General features: G+C 62.9%; 23 protein-coding genes and 1 pseudogene. 16 read left to right on the top strand and 8 right to left on the bottom strand.

Annotated elements, in window-relative coordinates:
* Window positions 1–3: 3 nt before the first annotated feature.
* The 5 genes from FEZ59_RS26980 to FEZ59_RS26960 form a co-directional block, all read right to left on the bottom strand.
* On the bottom strand, window positions 4–1,326 hold the full coding sequence (locus tag FEZ59_RS26980) for a HAMP domain-containing sensor histidine kinase (protein WP_019747754.1): 1,323 nt from the start codon (window positions 1,324–1,326) through the stop codon (window positions 4–6).
* 26 nt (window positions 1,327–1,352) lie between these two features.
* Complete coding sequence (locus tag FEZ59_RS26975; protein ID WP_003940916.1) at window positions 1,353–2,033, bottom strand: response regulator transcription factor; 681 nt, start codon at window positions 2,031–2,033, stop codon at window positions 1,353–1,355.
* A gap of 37 nt (window positions 2,034–2,070) precedes the next feature.
* A complete protein-coding gene (locus FEZ59_RS26970; RefSeq protein ID WP_021343702.1) occupies window positions 2,071–2,637 on the bottom strand; it encodes a PH domain-containing protein in 567 nt (188 codons plus the stop codon).
* 74 nt (window positions 2,638–2,711) lie between these two features.
* Window positions 2,712–3,287, bottom strand: a complete 576-nt coding sequence (locus FEZ59_RS26965; protein WP_172933452.1) for a DUF308 domain-containing protein — start codon at window positions 3,285–3,287, stop codon at window positions 2,712–2,714.
* A 118-nt stretch (window positions 3,288–3,405) separates the two neighbouring features.
* The gene (locus FEZ59_RS26960; protein WP_134998766.1) at window positions 3,406–4,260 is read right to left on the bottom strand and encodes a biotin--[acetyl-CoA-carboxylase] ligase; all 855 of its coding nucleotides are present in this window, start codon (window positions 4,258–4,260) and stop codon (window positions 3,406–3,408) included.
* 115 nt (window positions 4,261–4,375) lie between these two features.
* On the opposite strand from FEZ59_RS26960, the gene FEZ59_RS26955 reads away from it, so the two are divergent.
* From FEZ59_RS26955 to FEZ59_RS26945, 3 genes are read left to right on the top strand one after another with little or no spacing between them, the layout of a single operon-like run.
* The gene (locus tag FEZ59_RS26955) at window positions 4,376–6,016 is read left to right on the top strand and encodes an acyl-CoA carboxylase subunit beta (RefSeq protein ID WP_020969200.1); all 1,641 of its coding nucleotides are present in this window, start codon (window positions 4,376–4,378) and stop codon (window positions 6,014–6,016) included.
* Window positions 6,013–6,354, top strand: a complete 342-nt coding sequence (locus FEZ59_RS26950; RefSeq protein WP_019747751.1) for an acyl-CoA carboxylase subunit epsilon — start codon at window positions 6,013–6,015, stop codon at window positions 6,352–6,354. Before FEZ59_RS26955 ends, FEZ59_RS26950 begins: the two co-directional genes overlap by 4 nt.
* Window positions 6,355–6,369: 15 nt before the next feature.
* Window positions 6,370–7,011, top strand: a complete 642-nt coding sequence (locus tag FEZ59_RS26945; RefSeq protein WP_007731146.1) for a nucleoside triphosphate pyrophosphatase — start codon at window positions 6,370–6,372, stop codon at window positions 7,009–7,011.
* Between the two features lie 124 nt (window positions 7,012–7,135).
* On the opposite strand, the pseudogene FEZ59_RS26940 reads toward FEZ59_RS26945, so the two are convergent.
* Together FEZ59_RS26940 and FEZ59_RS26935 are read right to left on the bottom strand one after the other, a co-directional pair.
* Window positions 7,136–8,446: pseudogene (locus FEZ59_RS26940) on the bottom strand (DUF222 domain-containing protein).
* 63 nt (window positions 8,447–8,509) lie between these two features.
* Window positions 8,510–10,207, bottom strand: a complete 1,698-nt coding sequence (locus FEZ59_RS26935; protein WP_019747749.1) for an MFS transporter — start codon at window positions 10,205–10,207, stop codon at window positions 8,510–8,512.
* A 150-nt stretch (window positions 10,208–10,357) separates the two neighbouring features.
* On the opposite strand from FEZ59_RS26935, the gene FEZ59_RS26930 reads away from it, so the two are divergent.
* The 9 genes from FEZ59_RS26930 (at window position 10,358) to FEZ59_RS26890 (ending at window position 19,302) form a co-directional block, all read left to right on the top strand.
* Window positions 10,358–11,851: a condensation domain-containing protein gene (locus FEZ59_RS26930; RefSeq protein ID WP_020907077.1), complete on the top strand. Its 1,494-nt coding sequence runs from the start codon at window positions 10,358–10,360 to the stop codon at window positions 11,849–11,851.
* Complete coding sequence (locus FEZ59_RS26925; protein WP_020907076.1) at window positions 11,851–13,314, top strand: condensation domain-containing protein; 1,464 nt, start codon at window positions 11,851–11,853, stop codon at window positions 13,312–13,314. Before FEZ59_RS26930 ends, FEZ59_RS26925 begins: the two co-directional genes overlap by 1 nt.
* 118 nt (window positions 13,315–13,432) lie before the next feature.
* A complete protein-coding gene (locus tag FEZ59_RS26920) occupies window positions 13,433–14,338 on the top strand; it encodes a sulfurtransferase (protein WP_019747746.1) in 906 nt (301 codons plus the stop codon).
* Window positions 14,335–14,751, top strand: coding sequence for a SufE family protein (locus FEZ59_RS26915; protein WP_003940804.1), 417 nt, complete (start codon window positions 14,335–14,337; stop codon window positions 14,749–14,751). Before FEZ59_RS26920 ends, FEZ59_RS26915 begins: the two co-directional genes overlap by 4 nt.
* A 4-nt stretch (window positions 14,752–14,755) precedes the next feature.
* Window positions 14,756–16,156, top strand: coding sequence for a condensation domain-containing protein (locus FEZ59_RS26910; protein WP_020969197.1), 1,401 nt, complete (start codon window positions 14,756–14,758; stop codon window positions 16,154–16,156).
* Window positions 16,157–16,294: 138 nt separating this feature from the next.
* Entirely contained in the window at window positions 16,295–18,091 is a 1,797-nt protein-coding gene (locus FEZ59_RS26905) for an acetyl/propionyl/methylcrotonyl-CoA carboxylase subunit alpha (RefSeq protein WP_019747743.1), read from the top strand.
* Window positions 18,092–18,167: 76 nt separating this feature from the next.
* Window positions 18,168–18,593, top strand: coding sequence for a DUF1707 domain-containing protein (locus tag FEZ59_RS26900; protein ID WP_020907074.1), 426 nt, complete (start codon window positions 18,168–18,170; stop codon window positions 18,591–18,593).
* Window positions 18,593–18,943, top strand: coding sequence for a hypothetical protein (locus tag FEZ59_RS26895; RefSeq protein ID WP_003940792.1), 351 nt, complete (start codon window positions 18,593–18,595; stop codon window positions 18,941–18,943). The genes FEZ59_RS26900 and FEZ59_RS26895 overlap by 1 nt, the downstream gene beginning before the upstream one ends.
* Window positions 18,940–19,302: a VanZ family protein gene (locus FEZ59_RS26890; protein WP_020969195.1), complete on the top strand. Its 363-nt coding sequence runs from the start codon at window positions 18,940–18,942 to the stop codon at window positions 19,300–19,302. Before FEZ59_RS26895 ends, FEZ59_RS26890 begins: the two co-directional genes overlap by 4 nt.
* Here the strand turns inward: FEZ59_RS26890 and FEZ59_RS26885 are convergent, their stop codons facing one another.
* Complete coding sequence (locus FEZ59_RS26885) at window positions 19,303–20,103, bottom strand: tyrosine-protein phosphatase (RefSeq protein ID WP_172933451.1); 801 nt, start codon at window positions 20,101–20,103, stop codon at window positions 19,303–19,305.
* Window positions 20,104–20,219: 116 nt separating this feature from the next.
* Between FEZ59_RS26885 and uraD the strand changes: the two genes are divergently transcribed.
* The 4 genes from uraD (at window position 20,220) to FEZ59_RS26865 (ending at window position 23,413) form a co-directional block, all read left to right on the top strand.
* Entirely contained in the window at window positions 20,220–20,738 is a 519-nt protein-coding gene (gene uraD, locus FEZ59_RS26880; RefSeq protein ID WP_019747739.1) for a 2-oxo-4-hydroxy-4-carboxy-5-ureidoimidazoline decarboxylase, read from the top strand.
* Window positions 20,735–21,064, top strand: a complete 330-nt coding sequence (gene uraH, locus FEZ59_RS26875; protein WP_020907070.1) for a hydroxyisourate hydrolase — start codon at window positions 20,735–20,737, stop codon at window positions 21,062–21,064. The genes uraD and uraH overlap by 4 nt, the downstream gene beginning before the upstream one ends.
* 64 nt (window positions 21,065–21,128) lie before the next feature.
* Entirely contained in the window at window positions 21,129–22,046 is a 918-nt protein-coding gene (gene pucL / locus FEZ59_RS26870) for a factor-independent urate hydroxylase (RefSeq protein WP_024487453.1), read from the top strand.
* Window positions 22,047–22,099: 53 nt separating this feature from the next.
* Window positions 22,100–23,413: an 8-oxoguanine deaminase gene (locus tag FEZ59_RS26865; protein WP_242459955.1), complete on the top strand. Its 1,314-nt coding sequence runs from the start codon at window positions 22,100–22,102 to the stop codon at window positions 23,411–23,413.
* Window positions 23,414–23,418 lie beyond the last annotated feature (5 nt).

Genomic DNA, 23,418 nt, shown 5'->3' with positions numbered 1-23,418 from the left:
CGGTCAGCGCGGTTCGCGGTGCGGAACGACGTCCGCGGTCGGCGCAGTGTTGGCCACCGGCAGGAAGACCGCGAACAAGGCAGGCTTACGCCTCTGCAGTTCCAGTCGGCCCCCGTCGGCTTCGATCAGTGCACGTGCGAGCGCCAATCCGACGCCGGTGGACCCGGCCCCCGAAAATCCTCTGTCGAAGATGTGCGGTGCAAGATCGTTCTCCACGCCGGAGCCTTCGTCGGTGACCTCGACGCACACCATCGAGTCACGACGAGACGAACTGCGACCGGTACCGTCGATCAATCGGACAGACACCGTGCACGTACCTTCACCGTGTTCGAACGAATTGTCGACCAGAACGGAAACAGCTTCACGCAGACGCGACCCTGTGGTCGCGGCCATCACCGCGCGATCGCCGCGTAGGCGGAGCCTGCGTCCCTCTCCGTCGAACTGAGCCTGCCAGTCGCGGGTCACCTGTTCCAGCTCGCCGACTACCGACACCAGACTCGCCGATGACCCACTGGTGCGCGACGAGCGAATCAGGTCGTCGATTCCGTCGGTGAGCCTGTCCACTTGCGCCATGGCTTCCTCGGCCTCGTTCACGACGTCAGGATCTTCGTGAACGGACAACTCGTCCAGGCGCAGCCGCACTGCAGTCAGTCGACTGCGCAGTTGATGCGAGACATCCGCGACCAGCGCGCGTTCTCGTTGCAGCCGCACCGAAATCTCCACAGTTGCCGCGTCGAGGACGTCGGACACGCGGTCGAGTTCGGGGATGTCGTGCCGACGAGGATCCGGCCGGAAGTCACCTTCGGCGAGGCGCGCCGCCCGGTCGGCCACATCCTGCAGCGGATCGGCAAGCCGACGTGCAGTGACCACAGCGACCACGGTGCCTGCCGTGATGGACAGAAGCACGAGCACACCGACGGCCATCACCGCTTGCTTCTGCTGGGTGCGCAAGTTCTCCGACGGCACCTCGAGACGCAACGAGCCGGACGTTCCCATCGCGAGCGATTCGACGAGTGCGTTCTTGACCGTCGCCTCACCGACGTCGACGCGTGCAGCGCCGTCGACGACGGTCGGATACACGACGACGAGGCGCCCGTCGTTCGGGGTGAGAACCTTGAGCGAATCGGTGTTCAACGCACCTTCGACGAGCCCGTTCGTCCCCTCTTGCGCGATGACCTCAGCGGCCATCCGGTCGAGTCGCACCCGGAGATCACTTCGCGTCACGTCCTCCACCCAGAGCCACGCCGTGTAGATCAGCGGAACCCCCAGCAGCAACGCCGTCATGATCACGACAGCGAGAATCGACTGCAATATGCGACGCCGCATGCCGGCAGTTCCTGATTCTCGAGAAGTTAGTCGGTGTTGATTCGGAAACCGACACCGCGGACGGTGGCAATTCTGCGTTCCACGGCAGGGCCCTCGTCACCGATCTTGCGGCGCAGCCACGACATGTGCATGTCGAGCGTCTTCGATCCACGAAGCTCGACGTCGCCCCACACCTCACGAAGGATCGTATCGCGCGATACTACTTCCCCGGCATGTTCGAGGAGGACCCGCAGAAGTTCGTATTCCTTGTTGGCCAAGGCGATTTCGGAGCCGTTGACGAGTACGCGTCGTGCCGCGGGCTCGAGCCTGATGCCACCGACCTCGACGATCGTGTCCTCGCGGCCACCGTGGCGACGCAGGAGTGCTCGCACACGTGCCATCAACTCGGCGAGGCGAAACGGCTTGCTGACGTAGTCGTCGGCGCCGGCGTCCAACCCGACCACGAAGTCGACTTCGTCGGTCCTGGCGGTCAACATCAGCACGGCGAGCGAGGTGCGATGCGCACGAATCTGTCGACAGACCTCGAGGCCGTCCATGCCCGGAAGGCCGAGATCGAGAATCAACAGATCGAAATCACCTTCGAGCGCCTGCTGCAACGCAGCGGGTCCGGTCGGTTCGACCGTCACCGAATACCCTTCACGCCCCAGTGCGCGGGAGAGGGGTGCGGCAATGGCCTCGTCGTCTTCGGCTAGCAATACGGCAGTCACACGAACAGACTACGGACAACACGCCTTTGCACGTTGATTACCAGCCATTTCGATCGTTCGGGTCGTCGTTTTCACCCGCCGGCCGCTGCGGTGGCTGCGATGGTGGCTGCTGCATGGAATCGAAAACCTGGTGATACAGCAGGGCGTGAACGTGCTCGACGTCAGGAATGTCGTCGAACTCGAGCGGATCGTCACTGGCAGAGGCGATGACCAGAGTTCCGGTCTTGAGCATTCGATCGATCAAGCCGTGGCGGAACTGAACATTGCTGATCCGCCCCATGGGGATGTCGATACCGGTATGCGTGAGCACTCCGTGGCGGATGAGCACTCGCCGATCGGTGACGATGAAATGCGTGAACTTCCAGACCGTGAACGGCGCAACCGATCGCCAGGCCACGACACCGAGCCAGATGATTCCGATGGCGATGGACGACACGGTGCGAGCCGTGCCGTCCAATCTCGTCTGTGCGAGGCCCAACAAGAACCCGGCGACGGCCGTCGCAAGCACGAACGTCAGCGCCGGAAGCACCAACATCTTCCAATGAGGATGGCGATGCAGTATCAGTTCCTCGTCCTGAGCGAGGGCGTCTTCGGGATATCCCATGACGGGAAGTCTGCCATCCCGCACCGACTTTCAGGCACACCCACTTTCAGGCACACCCACGTTCAGGGCAACGCTCAGGGCTGAGCGATCTTTCGCAGCACCAACGGGGTCACGACGATGATGATGCCGTACAGCACCATCCACACGCCGACCACGATGCGGAAGACGTCGAGCGAGAGTTCGGGCTGCAGAAGGACGATTGCACCCGCGACGATGCTGATGACTCCGAGCACGATCGACAGACCGCGATCGACGGTGTGCCCGGACGCCGCGTCGACCAGATCGAGAACGCCACGGAATACCCACCAGGCACCGATCACCAATGCGATCAGAACCACCGTCTGCAAAGGGCTACGGAGAACCAGGAATCCGAGGAGCACTGCCAACGCGCCGGAGATCGCGACAAGCGTCCGAGTTCCACCCGAAGCCGTCACGTCCGCGAACGAACGGATGATCTGGACGATTCCGAATCCGAACAACTGAATCGCAATGACCACCGCGACCACGAAAAGGGTGGCATCCGGCCATACGAGTACGGCGATACCCAGGCCCAATGTGAGGACACCGAGCAGCACCGTCACACCGGTGAGTACGCGGCGAGCGCTCTCGGCCGTCTCGGCTTCGGTCGGAACAACGATCGGTGTGGTCATGACGCCCCTAGGCAGCTCAGTAAATCCCGCAGTTAAATGAAATGAAGGACGGACGGTTGGTTCGAAAACCGGCCAGGGCCAAAAATTAGCACTTTGGTGCCAGAAAATCCGGCAAGGCTCACGATTCGGCTACCGGGGCGGCCCGAAGGTGCGTGATATCACCCGCAGCGACCGCAAAGGTCTCCCCATCTGTTCCTTCGATTTCGATGACGACGCGGCCGGAAGTGTCGATGTCGGTCGCGATACCGAACACCTCCTTGTCGCCCGGCAAGACCGCGCGGACTCGTTTGCCCAGCGTCCCGCAACGCTGCCGGTATTCGGCAGCCCACACAGATGTATCCCATTTCGATGATTCCCAAGCACGGAATTGCGTCGCCAACTCACGGGCGATTGCTCGAACGAGGGTGTCGCGGTCGACAGTCGATGCTTCTTCGATGAGGAGTGATGTAGCGGTCGGGACGGGCAACTCCTCGACACCCAGGCTCACGTTCAACCCGATGCCCACCACCACCGCGGGATCGGGCGCTGTCCTTGCCACCTCGGCCAGAATTCCGGCGACCTTCTTGTCACCGATGAGAACGTCGTTCGGCCACTTGAGTTCTGCGGGCACTTCGGCCACGTTCCGCAGCGCGTCGACGACCGCGATTCCCGACAGTAGCGGGAGCCAACCCATGTCCGTGAGATTCATTCCAGGCATCGACAGCAGAACCGACATCGAGATCTGCGCTTGCGGCGGACTCACCCAAGTGCGCGAATGACGGCCGCGGGCACTCGCCTGATACTCGGCGATCAGAACGTGACGGTCGGCATCCGGATCTGCCGCTCGTGCAAGGAGATCCGCGTTCGTCGAACCGGTCTCCTCGACAACGTCGAGGCGGTTCCAGAAAACGCGCGCGTCGTCGTTGTCACTGCGCACGAGTGCGCGTCGTAGGGCATTGCCGTCGAGGGGCGGGCGGTTCAAGTCGGTCCACATAGCCCCAGCCTATGACGACAGCGAGAATGTACTGGTCAGTAGCTTGAGCCTGCAAGACAGCGACAATCGGACCTGCCTTCGAAGCCCCCCACGCACTCTCGTTAAGCTCACGTCCATGACCACTGTCCAAGAGCCGAACGCGCCGGAGGCGGCGGCCGCACCCGATATCCACACGACCGCGGGAAAGCTCGCGGACCTGCGGAATCGCCAAGCCCAGGCGCAGGCACCGAGCGGCGAAGCCGCCATCGACAAGGTGCACGCCAAAGGCAAGCTGACCGCCCGCGAGCGCATCACCGCCCTCCTCGACGAGGGCTCCTTCGTCGAACTCGACGCACTGGCACGGCACCGAAGTGTGAACTTCGGTCTCGCTGACAACCGCCCGGTCGGCGACGGCGTCGTCACCGGTTACGGCACCATCGACGGCCGCGACGTCTGTGTCTTCTCACAGGACGCCACCGTTTTCGGCGGATCGCTCGGCGAAATCTACGGTGAGAAGATCGTCAAGGTCATGGACCTCGCGATCCGCACCGGTCGCCCCCTCGTCGGCATCAACGAAGGTGCAGGCGCGCGCATTCAGGAAGGCGTCGTCTCGCTCGGCCTCTACGGCGAGATCTTCCACCGCAACGTCCAGGCCTCGGGTGTCATCCCCCAGATCTCACTGATCATGGGACCCGCCGCCGGCGGCCACGTCTACTCCCCCGCACTGACCGACTTCGTCGTGATGGTCGACGAGACTTCCCAGATGTTCGTCACCGGCCCCGACGTCATCAAGACAGTCACCGGCGAAGACGTCACGATGGAAGACCTCGGTGGTGCTCGCACCCACATGGTCAAGTCCGGAGTCGCCCACTACGTCGCTTCCGGCGAGCAGGATGCCCTCGACTACGTCAAGGACCTGCTCAGCTACCTGCCGTCCAACAACCAGGCAGCAGCTCCCCGCGGCGAGATCACCGACCCGATCATCGGTTCGATCGAAGACAGCCTGACCGCTGAGGACATCGAACTCGACACCCTCATCCCGGATTCGGCCAACCAGCCGTACGACATGCACGAGGTCATCCGTCGCATCCTCGACGACGACGAGTTCCTCGAGGTCCAGGCCGAGCGCGCGATGAACATCATCGTCGGTTTCGGTCGCGTCGACGGCCGCTCGGTCGGCATCGTCGCCAACCAGCCCACCCAGTTCGCGGGCTGCCTCGACATCGACGCCTCGGAGAAGGCCGCTCGCTTCGTGCGTACCTGCGACGCGTTCAACGTCCCGATCATCACCCTCGTCGACGTTCCCGGTTTCCTCCCCGGAACCGAGCAGGAATACAACGGCATCATCCGTCGCGGCGCGAAGCTCCTCTACGCGTACGGCGAGGCAACGGTCGGCAAGATCACGGTCATCACCCGCAAGGCTTACGGCGGAGCGTACGACGTCATGGGCTCCAAGCACATGGGCGCCGACGTGAACCTGGCATGGCCGACCGCTCAGATCGCCGTCATGGGTGCATCCGGAGCTGTCGGATTCGTCTACCGCAAGCAGCTTCTCGAAGCCGCGAAGAACGGCGAAGACGTCGATGCATTGCGCCTCAAGCTGCAGAACGAGTACGAGGACACCCTCGTCAACCCGTACGTCGCCGCTGAGCGCGGATACGTCGACGCTGTCATTCCTCCGTCGCACACCCGCGGACAAATCGTTTCCGCATTGCGACTGCTCGAGCGCAAGGCCGTTTCCCTTCCGCCCAAGAAGCATGGGAACATTCCCCTATGACCGCAACCACCGAGGACATTCTCAGCGAAGATGTCGCACTGGCGGAGACTGCACCGACCAACGGTGCGGTCGTCGAGGGAAGCGCGACGGACGCTTCGCTCACGGAGCTGACCGAGACGTCGACCTCCGACGCGTCGGTCATCAAGATCGTCAAGGGTTCGCCCACCGACGTCGAGATCGCCGCACTGGTCAGCGTGCTTGCCGCGGCTGCCGGCAGCGGTCAGGCTCCCGAGTCGAATGTTCCCGCGGAGACCTGGGGCGATCCGACTCAGTTCCACCGCACGCGTGCGCCGTTCTCGCCGTACGCGTACCTGAACCCCGCGATCCGTCGCAGCTGACGATCACTTGCTGACGTGACTCAACTGGTTCTAGCTTCAGCGTCCCCGGCTCGCCTCGCAGTTCTGCGGGCGGCCGGGGTTTCGCCGCTTGTGCGTGTCTCCGGCGTCGACGAGGACAAGATTGCCGACAACCTCGGCCCCGACGCCGCTCCCGAAAAAGTCGTGACGGTGCTGGCGGAAGCCAAGGCCGCCGAGATCGTTCCCGGCCTCGCCGCCGACAATCTCACCGACGTAGTCGTTGTCGGGTGCGATTCGATGCTCCTGATCGACGGGCAACTTCAAGGCAAGCCGGGCAGCGTAGACATCGCCCGAAAGCGATGGGCCGCAATGGCCGGACGCAGCGCCACTCTCTTGACCGGGCACTGTGTCCTGCGCGTCGCCGACGGCCGCATCGTTCGCATGGCCTCGGATCACAGCGCAACAGTGGTTCATTTCGCGCAACCGTCCACCGAAGATCTCGAGGCATACCTGGCAACGGGCGAACCGCTCCAAGTCGCCGGAGCATTCACGCTCGACAGTCTCGGCGGCTGGTTCGTGGAGAGAATCGAGGGTGATCCCTCGAGTGTCATCGGTATCGGATTACCTTTGGTACGAACACTTCTCGAGCGTGTCGGGGTTTCCGTCTCGGATCTCTGGCGCACGCAGAGCATCTTCTGACACGATTTCTCCAAGCACGTTTTCTCCACGCACGTTTTCTCCAAGCACCACTGACCAGCCTCGCATCGGGTTCATGCCGATGCGAAGCTGGTCGTTTTTGTTGTCGCCGAAGAGGCTTGACCCCTCAGGTTTTGAATGTGGTGTTCGCGGGCCGCGGGTGCTGCCGCGGGTCGATCGAGGGCGGCGGGATGAACCACGGTTTGTTGTCGACCCCGATTCGGATTTCCCATTTCCCGACGAACCTGGATTTGCGGTGCATCAGCCGGTGATGCGAACGGCACAGCAGGACAAGGTTGCTCATCACCGTCGGCCCGCCGTTGGCCCAGTGCCGAATATGGTGCGCATCCGTCCAGGCCGGTACACACGTGCAGCCGGGGAACGCGCAGCCTTTGTCGCGGGCGATCAACGCCACTCGCTGTTCGGCGGACACCAACCGTTTCCCGGGTTTCGCATCCAACGGCGCCCCGTGATCGTCGAGCAGAACAGTCGAGAGGAAACAGTCACACCCGAGGAGTCTGGTCTGCGACACGGACAGTGGTCCGAGCCAGGACATGTGCCCGACATCAAGATCGGCCGGCTCCAGTGAGCCGTCATCACCCGAATCCGAAGACTGTGCGGCACAACCCCGATGCTCAGCCAAATCACGAGCATTGATGTGCACGTTCACATGCGGCCGCTGACCACCATCCGTACCGGTCTTCGCGCAATCCAGATAACGCCGAATCAGTTCGGTGAACCCATCCGCCGTGCGTTTCGCCGCCGACCGAGAATCCGGGGTTCCATCCGGTGCCGGGGTCGGCATCGTCAGATTCGACAACGCCGACAACAACATTTCACCGGTGAGAGCATCGAAATCCCCGCGCACCACCACCCGACCATTCAACGTCGACGCGATCCGCAACTCGTTGCGATCGACATCTTCCGCGGGTGGAATCTCATCGGATTCGAACACTCGCTCCAAGGTCGCGATCACGTTCCGCACCTTCGTGGTCGTCGCCTCCACGCCCGACGCGGCAGCCAACAACAAATCGATACAGCGAGGGAGCGCTTCCTCCGGCATGCCCTTCGGCGGTGATTCGCAGAACGCCACGATCAACACGGCATGCTCGAAGGAGCAGTCCCCGTCATCGAACCGGGCAGTCACCGCCGGAAACGGCCGAAGCGCTGCACCCAGGGCGGCGATCTTCTTCCCGTCCCGAACCTGCAGCATCGTGTTTGCCGCCAATCAGCACCCCACCCCGCGGCTGGCAATCACCTGATCATCCGGCCGCAACGACAACTCGTCCACCACCGCCACCCGCACAGCCTCGAGACGCAGAATCTCCGAACTCGCCTCGATAGCAGCGGTACGCAACTCAGAAGCAGACAACCGCCACAGACGTCCGCGCAACCCCACTGCAGAACCGGACACCACATCCGACAACAGCACGCTCATTGAATCCCCCGATCCCCTCCCCAAACAATACTCGAACACTCGTTCGAGTCAAGGGTATTTTTTTCAGACTGGGGAATTGACCCGCGGCAGGGCAGTCGAGGCCAATCCGATGCCGAGCGCAATTGCTGCGATGATCGCGAGCACGCGGCGTTGGGCTTCGAGAAACGCTTCGCCGGCCGCCGCGCGAGTAGATGCGTACGCGGCATCAACTGCCACTTGAACGGATTGGCCCCCGGCGCCGGCAGTTCCTTCGCGGCGACATTCCGGCGCCACCTCCATCGGTGTTCCGGATGCCAATTGACTTGTCGCGCAATCGACAAATGCCTTTTCGGCGATGTCGACCAGGCCGGGATTCACGCCGGCAGCTTCAAGATTCGCAACGTACTCGGGCCGCTCCCCCTGCACTGCTTGCGGAGCTTGCCCCGCGACCAGCGAGAAGAACACCACTCCGATCAAGGCCAGTCCGATCGAGCTGCCAACCTGCTGAACGGTCGGTAGCAGTCCCGACACCGAACCCGCGTGCGCGGGTTCGACCGTCGCGAGGATCGCGGTTTGCAGTGGCGCCACGAACAGTCCGAGCCCTGCGCCCCCGAGGAGGAGAGGACCGGCGAGCGCGAGCCAGCGTGGATCAGTTCCTTCGTGTTCGAGGATGACCGACAACGCGATCAGCGAGCCGGCAAAGACGACCATCCCCAAGATCAGAACGCGGTTTCCAAGCATCCGGTACACCGCGGATGAGAGAACCGCAGCCACGCCCATGCCGACGGCCCACGGGAGCGTCATCACGCCCGCTCGCAATGCGGAGAACCCGAACCCGAACTGAAGCGTGAGACTGATGGTGAAGATCAACGAAGTCAGGGTTCCGAAGAATACGAACGCAAGAACCGCGCCGATCGCGAAGGCTCGGTCGCGGAAAAGCTCCAGACGAAGGACCGGATCGCCGCCTCGTTTCGCCAGACGCGATTCGTAGAGCACAAACGCCAATGCCACCGGCACCGACATCGCGAGCATGACAACAAGACCTGTGGGCCATCCACGCGCCCTTCCCTCGGCCAGGGGAAGGATCAGCAGGAACAGCGCCAGCGATGACAGTGCGGCGCCGATGAGGTCCAGTGAGCGCACATGCTCAGCGCGAGCATCGACGAGATGGAAATACCCGAGAATCAAGGCGGCGATGCCGATCGGAATGTTGACGAAGAAGATCAGGCGCCAGCCCCAGTCGAAGAGATTCCACTCGATCAGCAGCCCGCCGATCAGAGGCCCACTGACCGTTGCGAGCCCGATGGTCGCACCGTAGATCCCGAACACTCGCGGATGCCTGGCCTTCGGAAACAGACCCGAGATGATGGCAAACGTCTGGGCGGACATCGAACCGGCCGCCAACCCTTGCAAACCCCGGAAGACGATCAACATCGTCGCGCTCTGGGCGAGCCCGCACAGCAACGAGGCCGCGACGAATACGAACAGGGCGGTCAGAAAAACAACCCTACGACCGAACAGGTCCCCCAACCTGGCCGCGGTGATCAACGAACACGCAAAAGCCAGGATGTACACGCTGACCATGAGCAACTGCGCCGATACGCCTGCTTGAAGATCGACGGCGATACTCGGAAGCGCGACGTTGACGATCGTCGCGTCGAGCAACTGCATGAACGCCGCCGCCAGACTCGTCGCCAACCCGAGCCAGGGCGTCAGAGAACCAGCTCGCCGTCCGCCCTTGTGGTCGGCGCCGACAGCGTCACCTAAAGGGTCCGGAAGCACCGAATGATCCTAATCGAACACGACGCTTCTAGAACCTGTTCTTGTTTAGATTGTAGTATTTCGGACAATTCAGTCCCCCAGATGGGATAGTTCGTCGTCTGCCCATTTTCAGAGCAGGCTTCTCGACGACACACGCAGGAGTTCTACTCGATGGATCTGAACTTGATCACCCATTGGCACCCGCTTCCTGGACGGGTAATCGAATGGGGCGTCACGCATGCTTCCGCTCAACGAGCCGCCGAAGCCGAGATCGACCGAGAACTACCCCCGACCACGATGCAGGATCGCCACCTGCGGCGCGCCCGCGTCACCGCAGAGAAGGGCGATCCGCAGTCTCCGTGGATCGGTATCGCCTTCGATTTCGCAGGAACACTCGACCGCGACGCCATGACGCGAGCCCTGCAGCGCTACGTCCGTCGCCACGACACGCTCCACAGTTGGTTCTCCTTCGACGAAGCAACCACCGACGCTGCGGACACCGCGTTCGAGGTCCGTCGACACGTGGTGCCGGTCGAGAGCATCGAACTCGAGTACCGCGTCGGCGACGACGTCTCCGAATCCGAGGCGATCCGCGCACTCGTCGCAACCAAGTTCGCAACGGAAACCAGTGCCCTTCAGTGGCCGGCCTTCGTGTTCGGTGCCGTCGAGCACCACCATGCCGACCTCGAAGCCGATCCGAGCTTCACCCTGTTCCATGCAGTCGACCACGCCCATTCGGACATGAACTCGATGGTGCTGATGTACGCGGAATTGCGTCAGCTCTACGCCGCGGAAACGACCGGGTCACATCCCGAACTAGGCCCCGCGGGAAGTTACGCACAGTTCGGTCGCGTCGAACGCGAGCGAACAACCGAACTGACGATGCAGTCACCCGAAGTGCACCAGTGGCTCGGTTACCTCATGCGCAGCGGCGGCTCGTTCCCCGGATTTCCGCTCCCGCTCGGGGCGGAAGACGCGCCCAAACCGGCTATCGGTTCACGCTTCGACCTGGCCGACGACAATGAGTGCGAAAGGTTCGGTGCGGTCTGTAAAGCCAACGGCGCCAACTTCATCGGTGGAATATTCACCGCCCTCGCGATTGCGGAATTCGAACTGGCCGGACGCGACAAGTACATCGCCCTCTCGCCGGTCAGCACACGAACCGAGGCCGACTCGTTTGCACAGGGCTGGTACATCAACCTGATCCCGGTCGGCATCGACGTCGACGACAAGCGACGCTTCACCGAGTTGGCAAAGCTCGGGCAGCAGGGGTACCACGACGGCAAGGCACTCCTCGATGTCTCTGTGCAGCAAGTCATCGATCTGGTTCTGTCGAGCTTGGCCGAGTCGGATTCCGCACCCGGCGGATTGTCGAAGACGCTCACCCCACCGCCGATCGTCTCGTACATCGACGGCCGCCGCATGCCGGATCCATACAGTTACGCCGAGACGAAGGCAACGGGAATCGTCGGCGGCAAAGAGACTCAGATCGCGTCGATGTGGATCAACCGGATGCACACCGGAACCTGGATCGCCGTGTCCCACCCTGACACCCCCATTGCCCACGAATCGGCCACCCGCTTCGCCGAGCACGTCTCCAAGATCATCAAAACTGTTGCAGCTCAGGGCGACTACTCGTTCTCGGCACCAGAGGGAGCGTCCTGATGCATGTCACCTCGATCGATCGTTACGGACTCGAGCCCGGAATCGTCACCGAGTGGTCACTCCAGCCCGCGGACGGCGCCGTCACCGAGTCGGAAGTACCACCGTCGTACAACCAGCATTTTCATCTCGAGACTGCGCGAACACACGGCATGGGCCGGAGTGTGTGGATGGCAGCCGCATTCGACCTTCCCGGAGAACTGAATCGGCCTGCGCTCGATCTCGCGCTGCGCCTGTTCATCAGTCGCCATGACACTCTGCACACAGGATTCGAGGTGGGCGAGTTCACCACCACCCGAATGGGACTCGATCCCGACGGCACACACATCGAGACTTCGGAACCTGTGAAGTTCGATTCGACCGAAGACCTCCGAGCGCACCTCAAGAAGCGATTCACGACGGTATGCGATCCACTGACCTTCCCCGCCTACACGTTTGCCACGGTCGAACGCGAAGAGCACTACACGGTCCTGAGCGCCTTCGATCACACCCTCGTCGACGGCTACTCGTTGGTCATCGCTCTCGGGGAACTGCGACAGATCTACGAGGGACTGATCGCAATACCCGAACTGACCGACCACGAGGCCGTCGACGCAGTGATGAGCCGACTGGGTGACCCGGGAAGTTTCGTGCGGTACTGCGAACTGGAGGCCGACGCTCTGCTTCCCGTCGACAACGACCCTCGAATCCGAGAGTGGGCAAGGTTCTACGAGATTTGTGGTGGCACATCGCCGAGTTTCCCCTTGGATCTCGGCGTCGAGGCAGGAAAGCCCGCGCCTCAGGGCGCCGATGTGCGCGTGCTGCTCGACGAGGAACTGACCGCGACGTTCGACGAGATCTGCCTATCCGCCGGCGGTAGCGTGTTCACCGGAATCCTCACTGCGATGGGACTTTCCGTCCACTCGTTCACCGGACAGGCGACGCTTCCACTGCAATTCCCGCTGCACATCCGCAAAGATCCACGCTGGGCCGACGCCATCGGCTGGCTCACCACGAGCGCGCCGATCACGGTCCAGATCACTCCCGACGCGGATTTCGGTGCATCCCTTGCACATACGCACGCGTCATTCCGAGTTGCGTTGACGCTCGAGGGCGTCACCATGGCCCAGGTTCGAGATGCTTTGGGCGACAAGATTCGACGCACGCGCACCGACGTCTTCATGGTGTCGTACATCGATTACCGCAAACTACCCGGCACCGACGATCATGATCTCCTCAACGCTCATCACATCAGCAATGTGACTGTCGCCGACGATGCCCAGTTCTGGATTTCGCGAACGAACCGTGGTCTCTCGCTGCGTTCGCGCTTCCCGGACACCGACACGGCAAACGAAACCATGGTGAATTTCCTCACCGATCTCGACCGGATTCTGAGGGAAGTCTGCGCCCGGGGCGTGACGCCGATCGGAAGTGTCACCGAACAATTGAGAGATTCGAGCGTCGGGGCAGGAACACCGAGGATTTAGGGTCGGCAACGGGTACGAGCAGGCAGAACCCGCTTCCGGGCGTCTCCCCTTGCGCGCAGCGCATAGAATCGATCAAGTCCGTGTTCGAACCGAACGATTCGTCTTCAGGAGTACGCCCGTGCCCGTTGCCCCCGATCCCTCAACCGCGTTTGCCGAGTTCGCGCATCCCGACCGGTTGGTCTCGACGGAATGGCTCTCGGCGAATCTCGGTACGCCGGGCCTCAAGGTCGTCGAATCCGATGAAGACGTGTTGTTGTACGACGTCGGCCACATTCCCGGCGCAGTGAAGATCGACTGGCATCTCGACCTCAACGATCCGGTCACACGCGATTACATCGACGGTGCGAAGTTCGCAGAGTTGATGAACCGCAAGGGCATCAGCCGCGACGACACCGTCGTCATCTACGGCGACAAGAGCAACTGGTGGGCCGCCTACGCACTGTGGGTCTTCACTCTCTTCGGCCACGAGGACGTCCGTCTTCTCGACGGTGGCCGCGATGCGTGGATCGCCGAGAACCGTGACACCGCATTCGACGTTCCCGACATCACGTCAACGGATTACCCGGTCGTCAAGCGCAACGACGCTCCCATCCGCGCATTCAAGGACGACGTACTCGCACACTTGGGCGACGGGCCGCTCATCGACGTGCGATCTCCGCAGGAGTACACCGGCGAGCGCACCCACATGCCCGACTACCCCGAAGAGGGTGCGTTGCGCGGTGGACACATTCCCAGCGCTCTCAGCATCCCGTGGGCGAAGGCGGCGGCACCGGACAGCCGCTTCCGCACCCGCACCGAACTCGGCGAGATCTACGGCGGTCTGTCGGCCGACGACAACATCGTCGCGTACTGCCGCATCGGTGAGCGTTCCAGCCACACCTGGTTCGTGTTGACCCATCTTCTCGGCTACCCGAACGTTCGTAACTACGACGGTTCCTGGACCGAGTGGGGCAATGCAGTGCGCGTCCCGATCGTCCAGGGCGAAGAGCCCGGCGCAGTTCCTTCCTCCGTATCGGCGTCATGAGCGCTCTTCCTTCGGCTCTGGCCGAGATCGTCGACGACTTCGCAGCCGTCGGCGCCTCGGACAAGCTCACCCTTCTTCTCGAGTTCAGCCGAGAGCTACCGCCGTTGCCGGCGGAGCTCGAGCAGAGCGCGATGGAGCCGGTCCCCGAGTGTCAGTCGCCGCTGTTCCTCTCGGTCGACGATTCGGATCGCGACAACGTCCGTCTGTACTTCAGCGCGCCCCCCGAGGCTCCCACGACGCGTGGTTTCGCATCGATCCTCGCGCAGGGGCTCGACGGTCACAGCGCGGACGAGATCCTCGGTGTACCCGACGACTTCTATTCGGCGCTCGGTCTCGCAGAAGCTGTGAGCCCGCTCCGTCTGCGCGGAATGTCGGCCATGCTCGCGCGCATCAAGCGGCACTTGCGGGGCTGAAAACATGGAGTTCACCGAACTGGCCGACTATGCGATTCCGGCCGGCGCACTCGTCGAATGGTTGCCGTGCGCAACCGGGCCTTGGGTTCCGGATCCGCGGCCCGTCTCCTACATTCACGAGGCACATCTCAACCGTTCCGCCGCAGGTGCGGGCGACAAGTCTTGGCTGGGAACAGCTTTCGAGATTTCCGGCCCGCTCGACGTCGATGCGTTCCGAGTCGCCCTCGGCCGCTGGATCGACCGTCATGAAGTTCTGCGCTCGCATACCGTCCTCGAGCCCTCGAGTGGCGAGATCACCCGGCACACCGTCCCGATCGGCGGAATCGACATCGGGGTCGTCAGCCACGGCTACGACGCGTCCAGCCAGGACAACTTCGACCACCTTCACCGCCTGTTCGACGATTACGCGTCCCCGCACAGTTGGCCGTCGTACGTCTTCGCGACGTTGACGCCCCGCGGTGGCGACGGTCCGTTCACCGTGTTCTTCGCGGCGGACCACTCGATCATCGACGGTTTCTCGATCGTGCTGGTCGCTCACGAGATTGCAGCGCTGTACCGCGAGGCCTCGACCGGCAGCGCTGCAAATCTGTTCCCGGTGGGCAGCTACGTCGATTTCGGTGCCGTCGAACGCGAGCAGATGGCCGACATGGAAGCCGAGAAGGCTGCGGTGGAGATCTGGCGTAAGGCTCTCGGAACGGACGGGTTACCCCAGTTCCCGCTACCGATCGGTGAACGCGGAACCGATTCTCAGAACGGCCTGTCGACCTGGCTACTCGACGCCGAGCAGTCCAAGGCCTTCAGTTCGACGTGTGCAGCCGCCGGCGTGGGCTATTTCGCCGGACTACTCGGCGGACTTGCGGCCGTAGGTCGCGAAGTCGCGGGATCCGATCAATTCGAGGTCGTGACGCCGGTTCACACCCGCAGCGCTCAGGAGTGGGCGGGTGCGCTCGGCTGGTTCGTCGGACTGTGCCCGGTCGAGTTCGCCGTTGGATCGGACTGTTCGTTCGGCGACCTCGCGACACGCGCCGCCGAATCGATCGCTTCGGTCAAGCCTGCCGCCGCGGTCCCGTTCGATCGGATCGGTGAGCACCTCGAAACCCCGATTCGACCGCGATTCGTGGTGTCCTACATGGACGTTCGCTTTGTACCCGAGGCCGCACAGTGGCCCGAATGGAACGCCAGAGCACTTCGAAGCAAGGCATACACGCACGACGTATACATCTGGATCAACCGCACACCCCAGGGCCTCAATCTCGCAGTCAGGTATCCAGGCAACGAGACGGCGAACGCCGCGGTTCACGCCTACGTGGCCGCACTGCGCCGGACCGTCGAAGAAATCGTCGCCGAACCGGACACCGGCACCTCCGGCAGCTACTCATCGGTAGTTTTCGAAACCGTTTCCTAAGCCGGAGTGGGCTTTAGCGATCCGGTTACAGCCAGCGCCGAAGCGATGCATACACTCCGAAGTGATGCCAATCCCCCGATGGTGAAATCCCAGAGGAATACACCGCGGAGACAGACTATGCGAACCACAGGAGGCTCAGTGCCCAGTCATGCCAGCGCGCACATTACGAAGGTGCTTGTCGCGAACCGCGGTGAAATCGCGGTACGGGTCATCCGGGCGGCCAAGGATGCCGGCTACGGCAGCGTTGCCGTTTACGCCGAGCCCGACGCAGAAGCGCAGTTCGTGAAGCTCGCAGACGAGGCATTTGCCCTCGGCGGACAGACGTCCGCCGAGTCCTACCTCGTGTTCGACAAGATCCTCGATGCCGCCAAGAAGTCCGGCGCCGACGCCATCCACCCCGGCTACGGCTTCCTCTCCGAGAACGCCGACTTCGCCCAGGCCGTCATCGACGCGAACCTCATCTGGATCGGCCCGTCACCGCAGTCCATCCGCGACCTCGGCGACAAGGTCACGGCACGCCACATCGCAGAACGCGCGAAGGCTCCGATGGCTGCCGGCACCAAGGACCCCGTCAAGGGCGCAGACGAGGTCGTCGCATTCGCCAAGGAATACGGCGTACCGGTTGCGATCAAGGCTGCCTTCGGCGGCGGTGGACGCGGCATGAAGGTCGCCCAGACCATCGAGGAAATCCCCGAGCTGTTCGAGTCTGCCACCCGTGAGGCCATCGCAGCCTTCGGTCGCGGCGAGTGCTTCGTCGAGCAGTACCTGGACAAGGCCCGCCACGTCGAGGCTCAGGTCATCGCCGACCAGCACGGCAACGTCGTCGTCGCCGGTACCCGCGACTGCTCACTGCAGCGTCGCTTCCAGAAGCTCGTCGAAGAGGCTCCGGCTCCGTTCCTGACGGACGACCAGCGCGCACGCATCCACGCGTCCGCCAAGGCCATCTGCAAGGAAGCCGGCTACTACGGCGCCGGAACGGTCGAGTACCTGGTTCAGGGCGACACCATCTCCTTCCTCGAGGTCAACACCCGCCTGCAGGTCGAGCACCCCGTCACGGAAGAGACCGCGGGCATCGACCTGGTGCGTCAGCAGTTCCTCATCGCCAACGGTGAAGAGCTCTCCATCAAGGAAGATCCCACCCCGCGTGGACACTCCTTCGAGTTCCGCATCAACGGTGAAGACGCCGGCCGCGGCTTCATGCCCGCCCCCGGCCCGGTCTCCGTCTACCGTGAGCCCACGGGCCCCGGCGTCCGCGTCGATTCCGGTGTCGTCGCCGGCGACGTCATCGGCGGACAGTTCGACTCCATGCTCGCCAAGCTCATCGTCACCGGCGCCACCCGCGAAGAAGCCCTCCAGCGGGCATCGCGCGCTCTGGCCGAGTTCGAAATCGACGGCCTCGCGACCGTCCTCCCGTTCCACCGCCACATCGTCGAGAACCCGGCATTCGTCGGTGACGGCGAGAAGTTCGACATCTACACCAAGTGGATCGAAACCGACTGGGAAAACACCATCGAGCCCTACGCCGGTTCCGGTGCACCGGTCGACGACGAGGACGAGGCTCTGCCGCGTCAGAACGTCGTCGTCGAGGTCGGTGGACGTCGCGTCGAGGTTTCCCTCCCGGGCCAGTTCTCGCTCGGCAACGGCGGCGGCGCAGCATCCGGTGCCATCCGCAAGAAGCCGAAGGCACGCAAGCGCGGCGGCGCCGGCGGCGGCGCAGCATCCGGTGACGCCGTCACCGCTCCGATGCAGGGCACCGTCGTCAAGGTCGCAGTGACCGAAGGCCAGGAAGTCGCAGAAGGCGACCTGATCGCGGTCCTCGAAGCCATGAAGATGGAAAACCCCGTCAACGCGCACAAGGCCGGTGTCGTCACCGGACTGTCCGTCGAGCCGGGTGCAGCAATCACGCAGGGAACGGTTCTCGCAGAACTGAAGTAAGGCCTCCGGCCCCGTGCGCCTTTCCGGTAGTCCCCACTACCGGAAAGGTGCACAGTCGTTTGAGTAGGCTGTAACGATGGCTGACGTCCCCGACATTCGCATCGGCACTGCAGAACGCGAGCAGGCACTCGATCTCCTGAGCGAGCACTTCGCCGCAGGCCGCCTCACCGTCACGGAGTTCGACGAGAGAAGCGGAATCGTCAGTGCCGCAACAACTCGTAGTGAACTCGTTCCGGTGTTCGCCGATCTACCGGGCAACTATCAAGCTCCAGGCACCGCTCCCCTGTCGATGGTGACGCCTCCCGCCGCACCGGCGGAGCGACGATTCAACCCCGACTGGTCCGGTCGCGTCATGGCCGTCATCCCGATTCTCGCGGTGATCCTGTTCTTCGTCACCGGTACCTGGTTGTGGTTCCTCGCGATTCCCCTCGCCGGTGCACTGCTGTTCGGTACCGACAGGGAACGCAAAGCCAAGCGTCGCCGCGAGCGGGACTCCGACTGATGGAGCCGATCGAGATCAACGCAGGCGGATGGTATCTGCGAGCACTGCGCGCAGACGAGCGTGTGGACGACCGCCCTGCCCTTGCCGACGGCGGTATCACCGACCCCGATTATGTGAGTCAGCGGAGCGCTCAGTGGCACGAAAACAGCGTCTACTCCTGGGCCGTGTGCCAGCCCAACACCGGTGAGCTTCTCGCCGAGGTCGTTCTGACGCCTCTCGACTCCACCGCCCTGCTGACCGGCTGGGCCCGCGACGGGCACACCGAGGCGCTCACGACCGCCGCCGACGCCGTCACCAGATTCGCCGAAGGTGCACTCGGACTCGTCGTCGTCGAGGGGCAGACGAATTGAAGAACAACCGATACTGGCCGCTGGCGATCGCCGTGGTCATTGCGCTGATCATGCTCTTCTCCCCGGGCTCCACCGTCCCGTCGAGCCCGGAGAACACCGACAAGATCACTCACACGTTGATGTTCGCGGTGCTGGCGATCACCTCGTTGCACGCCCGGATCCCGGCGTGGCTCACCGCGGTGTGGCTCGTGATTTTTGCTGCGACGTCCGAGGTTCTTCAAGCAGCGCTGCCCATTTCGCGTTCCGGTTCGATCTGGGACGGCACCGCCGACCTGCTCGGCATCGCCATCGGGATCGGTATCGTCAGCCTCGTGATGCGGCGTCGAACGGCCCGCGACGACGAGCCGAGCAGGTCCTGATCAGCTGAGCAGGTTGCTCCGCAATTGTTCCTGGGTCGACGCGTCGATCTTCAGGCCGTCGGTGAAGTAGGCCTCGATCGATCCGTGGACCTGCGCAAGCTCTGCCATCGACGCCTCCAGGTACTCGCGCCTGACACCGAGGACACCTTCGAGCAGGGTCGGATCGATACCCTTGGCCTCGAATCGCTCGAGGAGCGGCGCGAACATCGGCAACAGAACCTTGTTGGTTTCGAGGTAGTCCGCGAAGACCGCGTCCTCGGAGGCACCCAGGAACAGCAGTAGCGCGGCTGCGGCCCAGCCCGTGCGGTCCTTGCCCGTGGTGCAGTGAATGAGTGCCGGCGAGCTGGGCGGCTGCGCCAAGTCGACGAACAGTTGCCGGTACGACGTGACCGCACTCGGCAAGGTCACGAAATCGCGGTAACTTCCCTGAAAGTACTCGAGCGCCTGGCCGCCGCCCAACGCTTCGGCAGCAAACGCCGGGTCGGCGATCATCTGCTGCATTTGAGCCGGAATGGCGCGATACTGCTTGTCCGCCAATACGTCCAGGCCGAGTTCTCGGATTCCGTCCGGCGTCAGATCCGGCGCCGTCTCGCGTTCGGACTCGGTGCGCAGATCGTAGATCGTGACGATGCCCAGATCGGCGAGGGTCTGTGTGCCCTCCGCACTGAGCGATGCCAGATCGGTGGAACGAAACACACTCCCGGTGCGGACGGTGCCACCGAAGCTCGATTCGGGGCCACCGATGTCTCGGAGGTTCGCCAGGGACGGTACGACGGAAGACAGCTTCGGAGTATCGGTCATACCTAAGAATGTATCTGTCACCGGAAAAGGGCGGCCGGAGAAATAAGATCGAGACACATCATCTCCCGTAATTGCTGCGCTACAGATCCGTAACATGCTCAAGTAATCCTGTGGACATGCCTACAACGAATTCCAGTGGTCTCGGAGCCTTCGATGCGCTCGGTGACCACCAGGCAGTCGCGGCGCTGCTCGAGTGTTGCCATTCCGCCGTGTGGGCACAGGAAATCGCCTCGTCTCGCCCGTTCACCGATCTGGAAGCTCTGTTCGACAAAGCAGATGCGGTGCTGGCCGAGCTTCCCGAGTCCGAGATCGACGACGCTCTGTCCGGCCACCCACGAATCGGTGAGCGAAGCGAAAGTGCGGCCTCGACCCGTGAACAGTCGGGAGTCTCGTCCGCGACAGAAGACGTCCTCGCGGAACTTCGACAGAAGAACGCCGAGTACGAAGAGACATTCGGCCATGTTTACCTGGTCTGCGCGTCGGGGAAATCTGGAACGGAGCTCCTCGACATCCTTCGAGGCCGTCTCCGAAACGACCCGGCGACCGAGCGTTCCGTGCTTCGAACCGAATTGGCCGCCATCAATCGAATCAGACTTGCCCGTCTGATCGATTCACTCGCCGGAGGCGCAGCATGAGCAAGACCCTGAGCACGCACGTTCTCGACGCGACGACGGGCATTCCCGCGGCGGGGATTCGCGTCGAACTTCGTGATCGAGACGGCGTCACGATCACCAGCGCCGAGACCGACTCCGACGGCCGCATCCCCGAACTTGCTCCCGGTGGTCTGGTCACCGGTCACTACACCCTGACTTTCGACACGGGAACGTATTTCGAGACCAACGGACAAGAGAACTTCTACCCGGAAGTGACAGTGACCTTCCGGGTGGACGACACGGCGCGGGGCTATCACGTCCCACTGTTGCTGTCGCCCTTTGCTTATTCCACCTATCGCGGGAGCTGAACACGTGACTACCGAAAACATCACGACCGGCAACATCACGACCGGTGCTACAAGCACCGACCGGTTGAGCGGATCCATCGAACTTACCGGTCACCAGTACGGCAAAGCTGAGAACAGGGTAGTCCGAATCTACCGCGACACTCCTCGTCACGAGATCCACGACATCAACGTCTCCACCTGCCTGCGTGGAGATTTCGCCGACGCGTACCTCACCGGCGATCAGTCGAAGGTTCTGCCGACCGACACGCAGAAACAAACGGCCTATTCCTACGCCAAGGAAAAGGGTCTGATCTCGATCGAGACGTACGGACTCGAACTCGCCCGTCATTTCGTCGACGACATCGAACCGGTCAGTGGCGCGCGGATCGAGATCGAGGAATACGCTTGGGAGCGTGCAATTGTCGACGGCAGCGAGCACGACTACACCTGGATTCGGAAGGGTCAGGAAGTTCGGACGGCGTCGATCACAATCTCCGATACTGGGACAGCCGATGCCGGGACGTGGGTGATCGGCGGCTTGAAGGACCTGGTGATCCTCAAATCGACCGGTAGTGAGTTCTCGGGTTTCCTCGAAGACCCGTACACGATCCTCGAGCCGACAGACGACCGCGTCATGGCGACGACGTTGGTCGCCCAGTGGCGATTCGTCACCACCGACGTCGACTGGGAATCGGTCTACGTGGGTATCAAGGCACAAATCGTCAAACAGTTCGCGCAGGTGCATTCACTTGCCTTGCAGCAGACGCTCTTCCACATCGGCAAGGCAATTCTCGAAGAGTTTCCGATCATTGCCGAGGTTCGACTGTCGGCACCCAACAAGCATCATTTCGAATATGCACTCGGCCGCTTCGGAGTCGAGAACGACAACGAGGTGTTCCACGCCGCCGATCGTCCGTACGGGCTGATCCAAGCTGCGGTCAGCCGATCCGACGCACCAGACGCGGGGCCGTCGTGGACACCCTATTCAGGCTGGTTGTCGTGACCGACCCGGCCCTCGGGACCACTCTCGTCGTCGCCAATGCCCATGTGGTCACGATGGACAGCGAGCGTTCCGAGCACCCCGACGGCTACGTCGTGATCTCGGGCAACAAGATTGTCGACGTGGGGGCCGGAAAGGCTCCCGTGTACCCGAATGCGCACGTGATCGACGGCAACGGTTGCCTGATCACGCCCGGTCTGGTGAACACACATCATCATCTCTACCAATGGATCACCCGTGGCCTGGCAGCAGACTCGACGCTCTTCGAGTGGCTGACCACGCTGTACCCCGTCTGGGCGGGTATCGACGCCGACGCCGTTCACGTGGCGGCCACCGGCGGACTCACCTGGTTGGCAAAAACCGGATGTACGACCACCACCGACCACCACTACGTCGTTCCCCGCGACGCCGGCGACGTTTTCGAAGCCGAGATCACCGCCGCTGCGCAGGTTGGCCTTCGATTCCACCCGTGTCGTGGGTCGATGGACCTCGGTCAGAGTTCCGGCGGCCTGCCACCGGATCACGTCGTGGAAAAACTCGACGACATCCTGACCGGCACGCAGTCGGTGATCGACCGCTGGCACGATCCGAATGCGGGGTCGATGCTGCAGATCGCGGTAGCTCCCTGCTCACCCTTCTCGGTGACGGAGTCACTGCTCCGAGAGTCCGCGACGCTGGCCCGCGAAAACGGCGTGCGAATGCACACGCATCTCGCCGAGACCCTGGACGAGGAAAGCTTCTGCCGAGAGCTTTTCGGTTGCACGCCGGTCGAATACATGGAACGCGTCGGTTGGGTGGGTCCGGACGTCTGGTACGCACACGCAGTCCATCTCGACGACGCCGGTATCGAGACGATGGCGCGAACCGGAACTGCCGCGGCACACTGTCCGACCTCCAATGCGCGACTGGGGGCCGGTATCGCCCGTGCCGCCGATCTGGTGAAGGGCGGGGTCACCGTGGGGCTCGGTGTGGACGGCGCGGCGAGCAACGAAGCATGCAGTCTGATCGAGGAGTCTCGTCATGCGCTTCTGTTTGCTCGCGCCAAGGGCGGACCGCAGACGATGACGGTGCGAAAAGCCTTGGAATTGGGAACGATCGGCGGCGCACGAGTTCTGGGCCGCGAGGGCGAAATCGGATCGATCGAGGTCGGAAAACTTGCCGACCTGGCGGTGTGGAAACTCGACACCGTCGCGCACGCCGGCATCACCGATCCGGTGGCGGCGCTCGTACTCGGCTCGACGCCCCCGCTGAAGTTACTACTCGTCAACGGGCAAATCGTAGTTGCCGACGGACGAGTCACCACCGTCGACGAGGACGTCGTGGCCTCGGATGTCGCACGCGCACACCGCGACCTACTCGGAAAGGCTTGAGGCAG

This window comes from Rhodococcus sp. MS13, from assembly GCF_013277835.1.
In the GTDB taxonomy this organism is placed as follows: Bacteria; Actinomycetota; Actinomycetes; order Mycobacteriales; family Mycobacteriaceae; genus Rhodococcus_F; species Rhodococcus_F erythropolis.
This window is presented reverse-complemented; position numbering and strand designations above follow the sequence as displayed.

What these genes read in the sequence shown, in the direction of transcription:
- FEZ59_RS26980 (WP_019747754.1), bottom strand. Translation starts at nt 1,326, where the DNA reads ATGCGGCGTCGCATATTGCAGTCGATTCTCGCTGTCGTGATCATGACG.
- FEZ59_RS26970 (WP_021343702.1), bottom strand. Translation starts at nt 2,637, where the DNA reads ATGGGATATCCCGAAGACGCCCTCGCTCAGGACGAGGAACTGATACTG.
- FEZ59_RS26965 (WP_172933452.1), bottom strand. Translation starts at nt 3,287, where the DNA reads ATGACCACACCGATCGTTGTTCCGACCGAAGCCGAGACGGCCGAGAGC.
- FEZ59_RS26960 (WP_134998766.1), bottom strand. Translation starts at nt 4,260, where the DNA reads ATGTGGACCGACTTGAACCGCCCGCCCCTCGACGGCAATGCCCTACGA.
- FEZ59_RS26955 (WP_020969200.1), top strand. Translation starts at nt 4,376, where the DNA reads ATGACCACTGTCCAAGAGCCGAACGCGCCGGAGGCGGCGGCCGCACCC.
- FEZ59_RS26950 (WP_019747751.1), top strand. Translation starts at nt 6,013, where the DNA reads ATGACCGCAACCACCGAGGACATTCTCAGCGAAGATGTCGCACTGGCG.
- FEZ59_RS26930 (WP_020907077.1), top strand. Translation starts at nt 10,358, where the DNA reads ATGGATCTGAACTTGATCACCCATTGGCACCCGCTTCCTGGACGGGTA.
- FEZ59_RS26925 (WP_020907076.1), top strand. Translation starts at nt 11,851, where the DNA reads ATGCATGTCACCTCGATCGATCGTTACGGACTCGAGCCCGGAATCGTC.
- FEZ59_RS26915 (WP_003940804.1), top strand. Translation starts at nt 14,335, where the DNA reads ATGAGCGCTCTTCCTTCGGCTCTGGCCGAGATCGTCGACGACTTCGCA.
- FEZ59_RS26910 (WP_020969197.1), top strand. Translation starts at nt 14,756, where the DNA reads ATGGAGTTCACCGAACTGGCCGACTATGCGATTCCGGCCGGCGCACTC.
- FEZ59_RS26900 (WP_020907074.1), top strand. Translation starts at nt 18,168, where the DNA reads ATGGCTGACGTCCCCGACATTCGCATCGGCACTGCAGAACGCGAGCAG.
- FEZ59_RS26895 (WP_003940792.1), top strand. Translation starts at nt 18,593, where the DNA reads ATGGAGCCGATCGAGATCAACGCAGGCGGATGGTATCTGCGAGCACTG.
- FEZ59_RS26885 (WP_172933451.1), bottom strand. Translation starts at nt 20,103, where the DNA reads ATGACCGATACTCCGAAGCTGTCTTCCGTCGTACCGTCCCTGGCGAAC.
- uraD (WP_019747739.1), top strand. Translation starts at nt 20,220, where the DNA reads ATGCCTACAACGAATTCCAGTGGTCTCGGAGCCTTCGATGCGCTCGGT.
- uraH (WP_020907070.1), top strand. Translation starts at nt 20,735, where the DNA reads ATGAGCAAGACCCTGAGCACGCACGTTCTCGACGCGACGACGGGCATT.
- FEZ59_RS26865 (WP_242459955.1), top strand. Translation starts at nt 22,100, where the DNA reads ATGGACAGCGAGCGTTCCGAGCACCCCGACGGCTACGTCGTGATCTCG.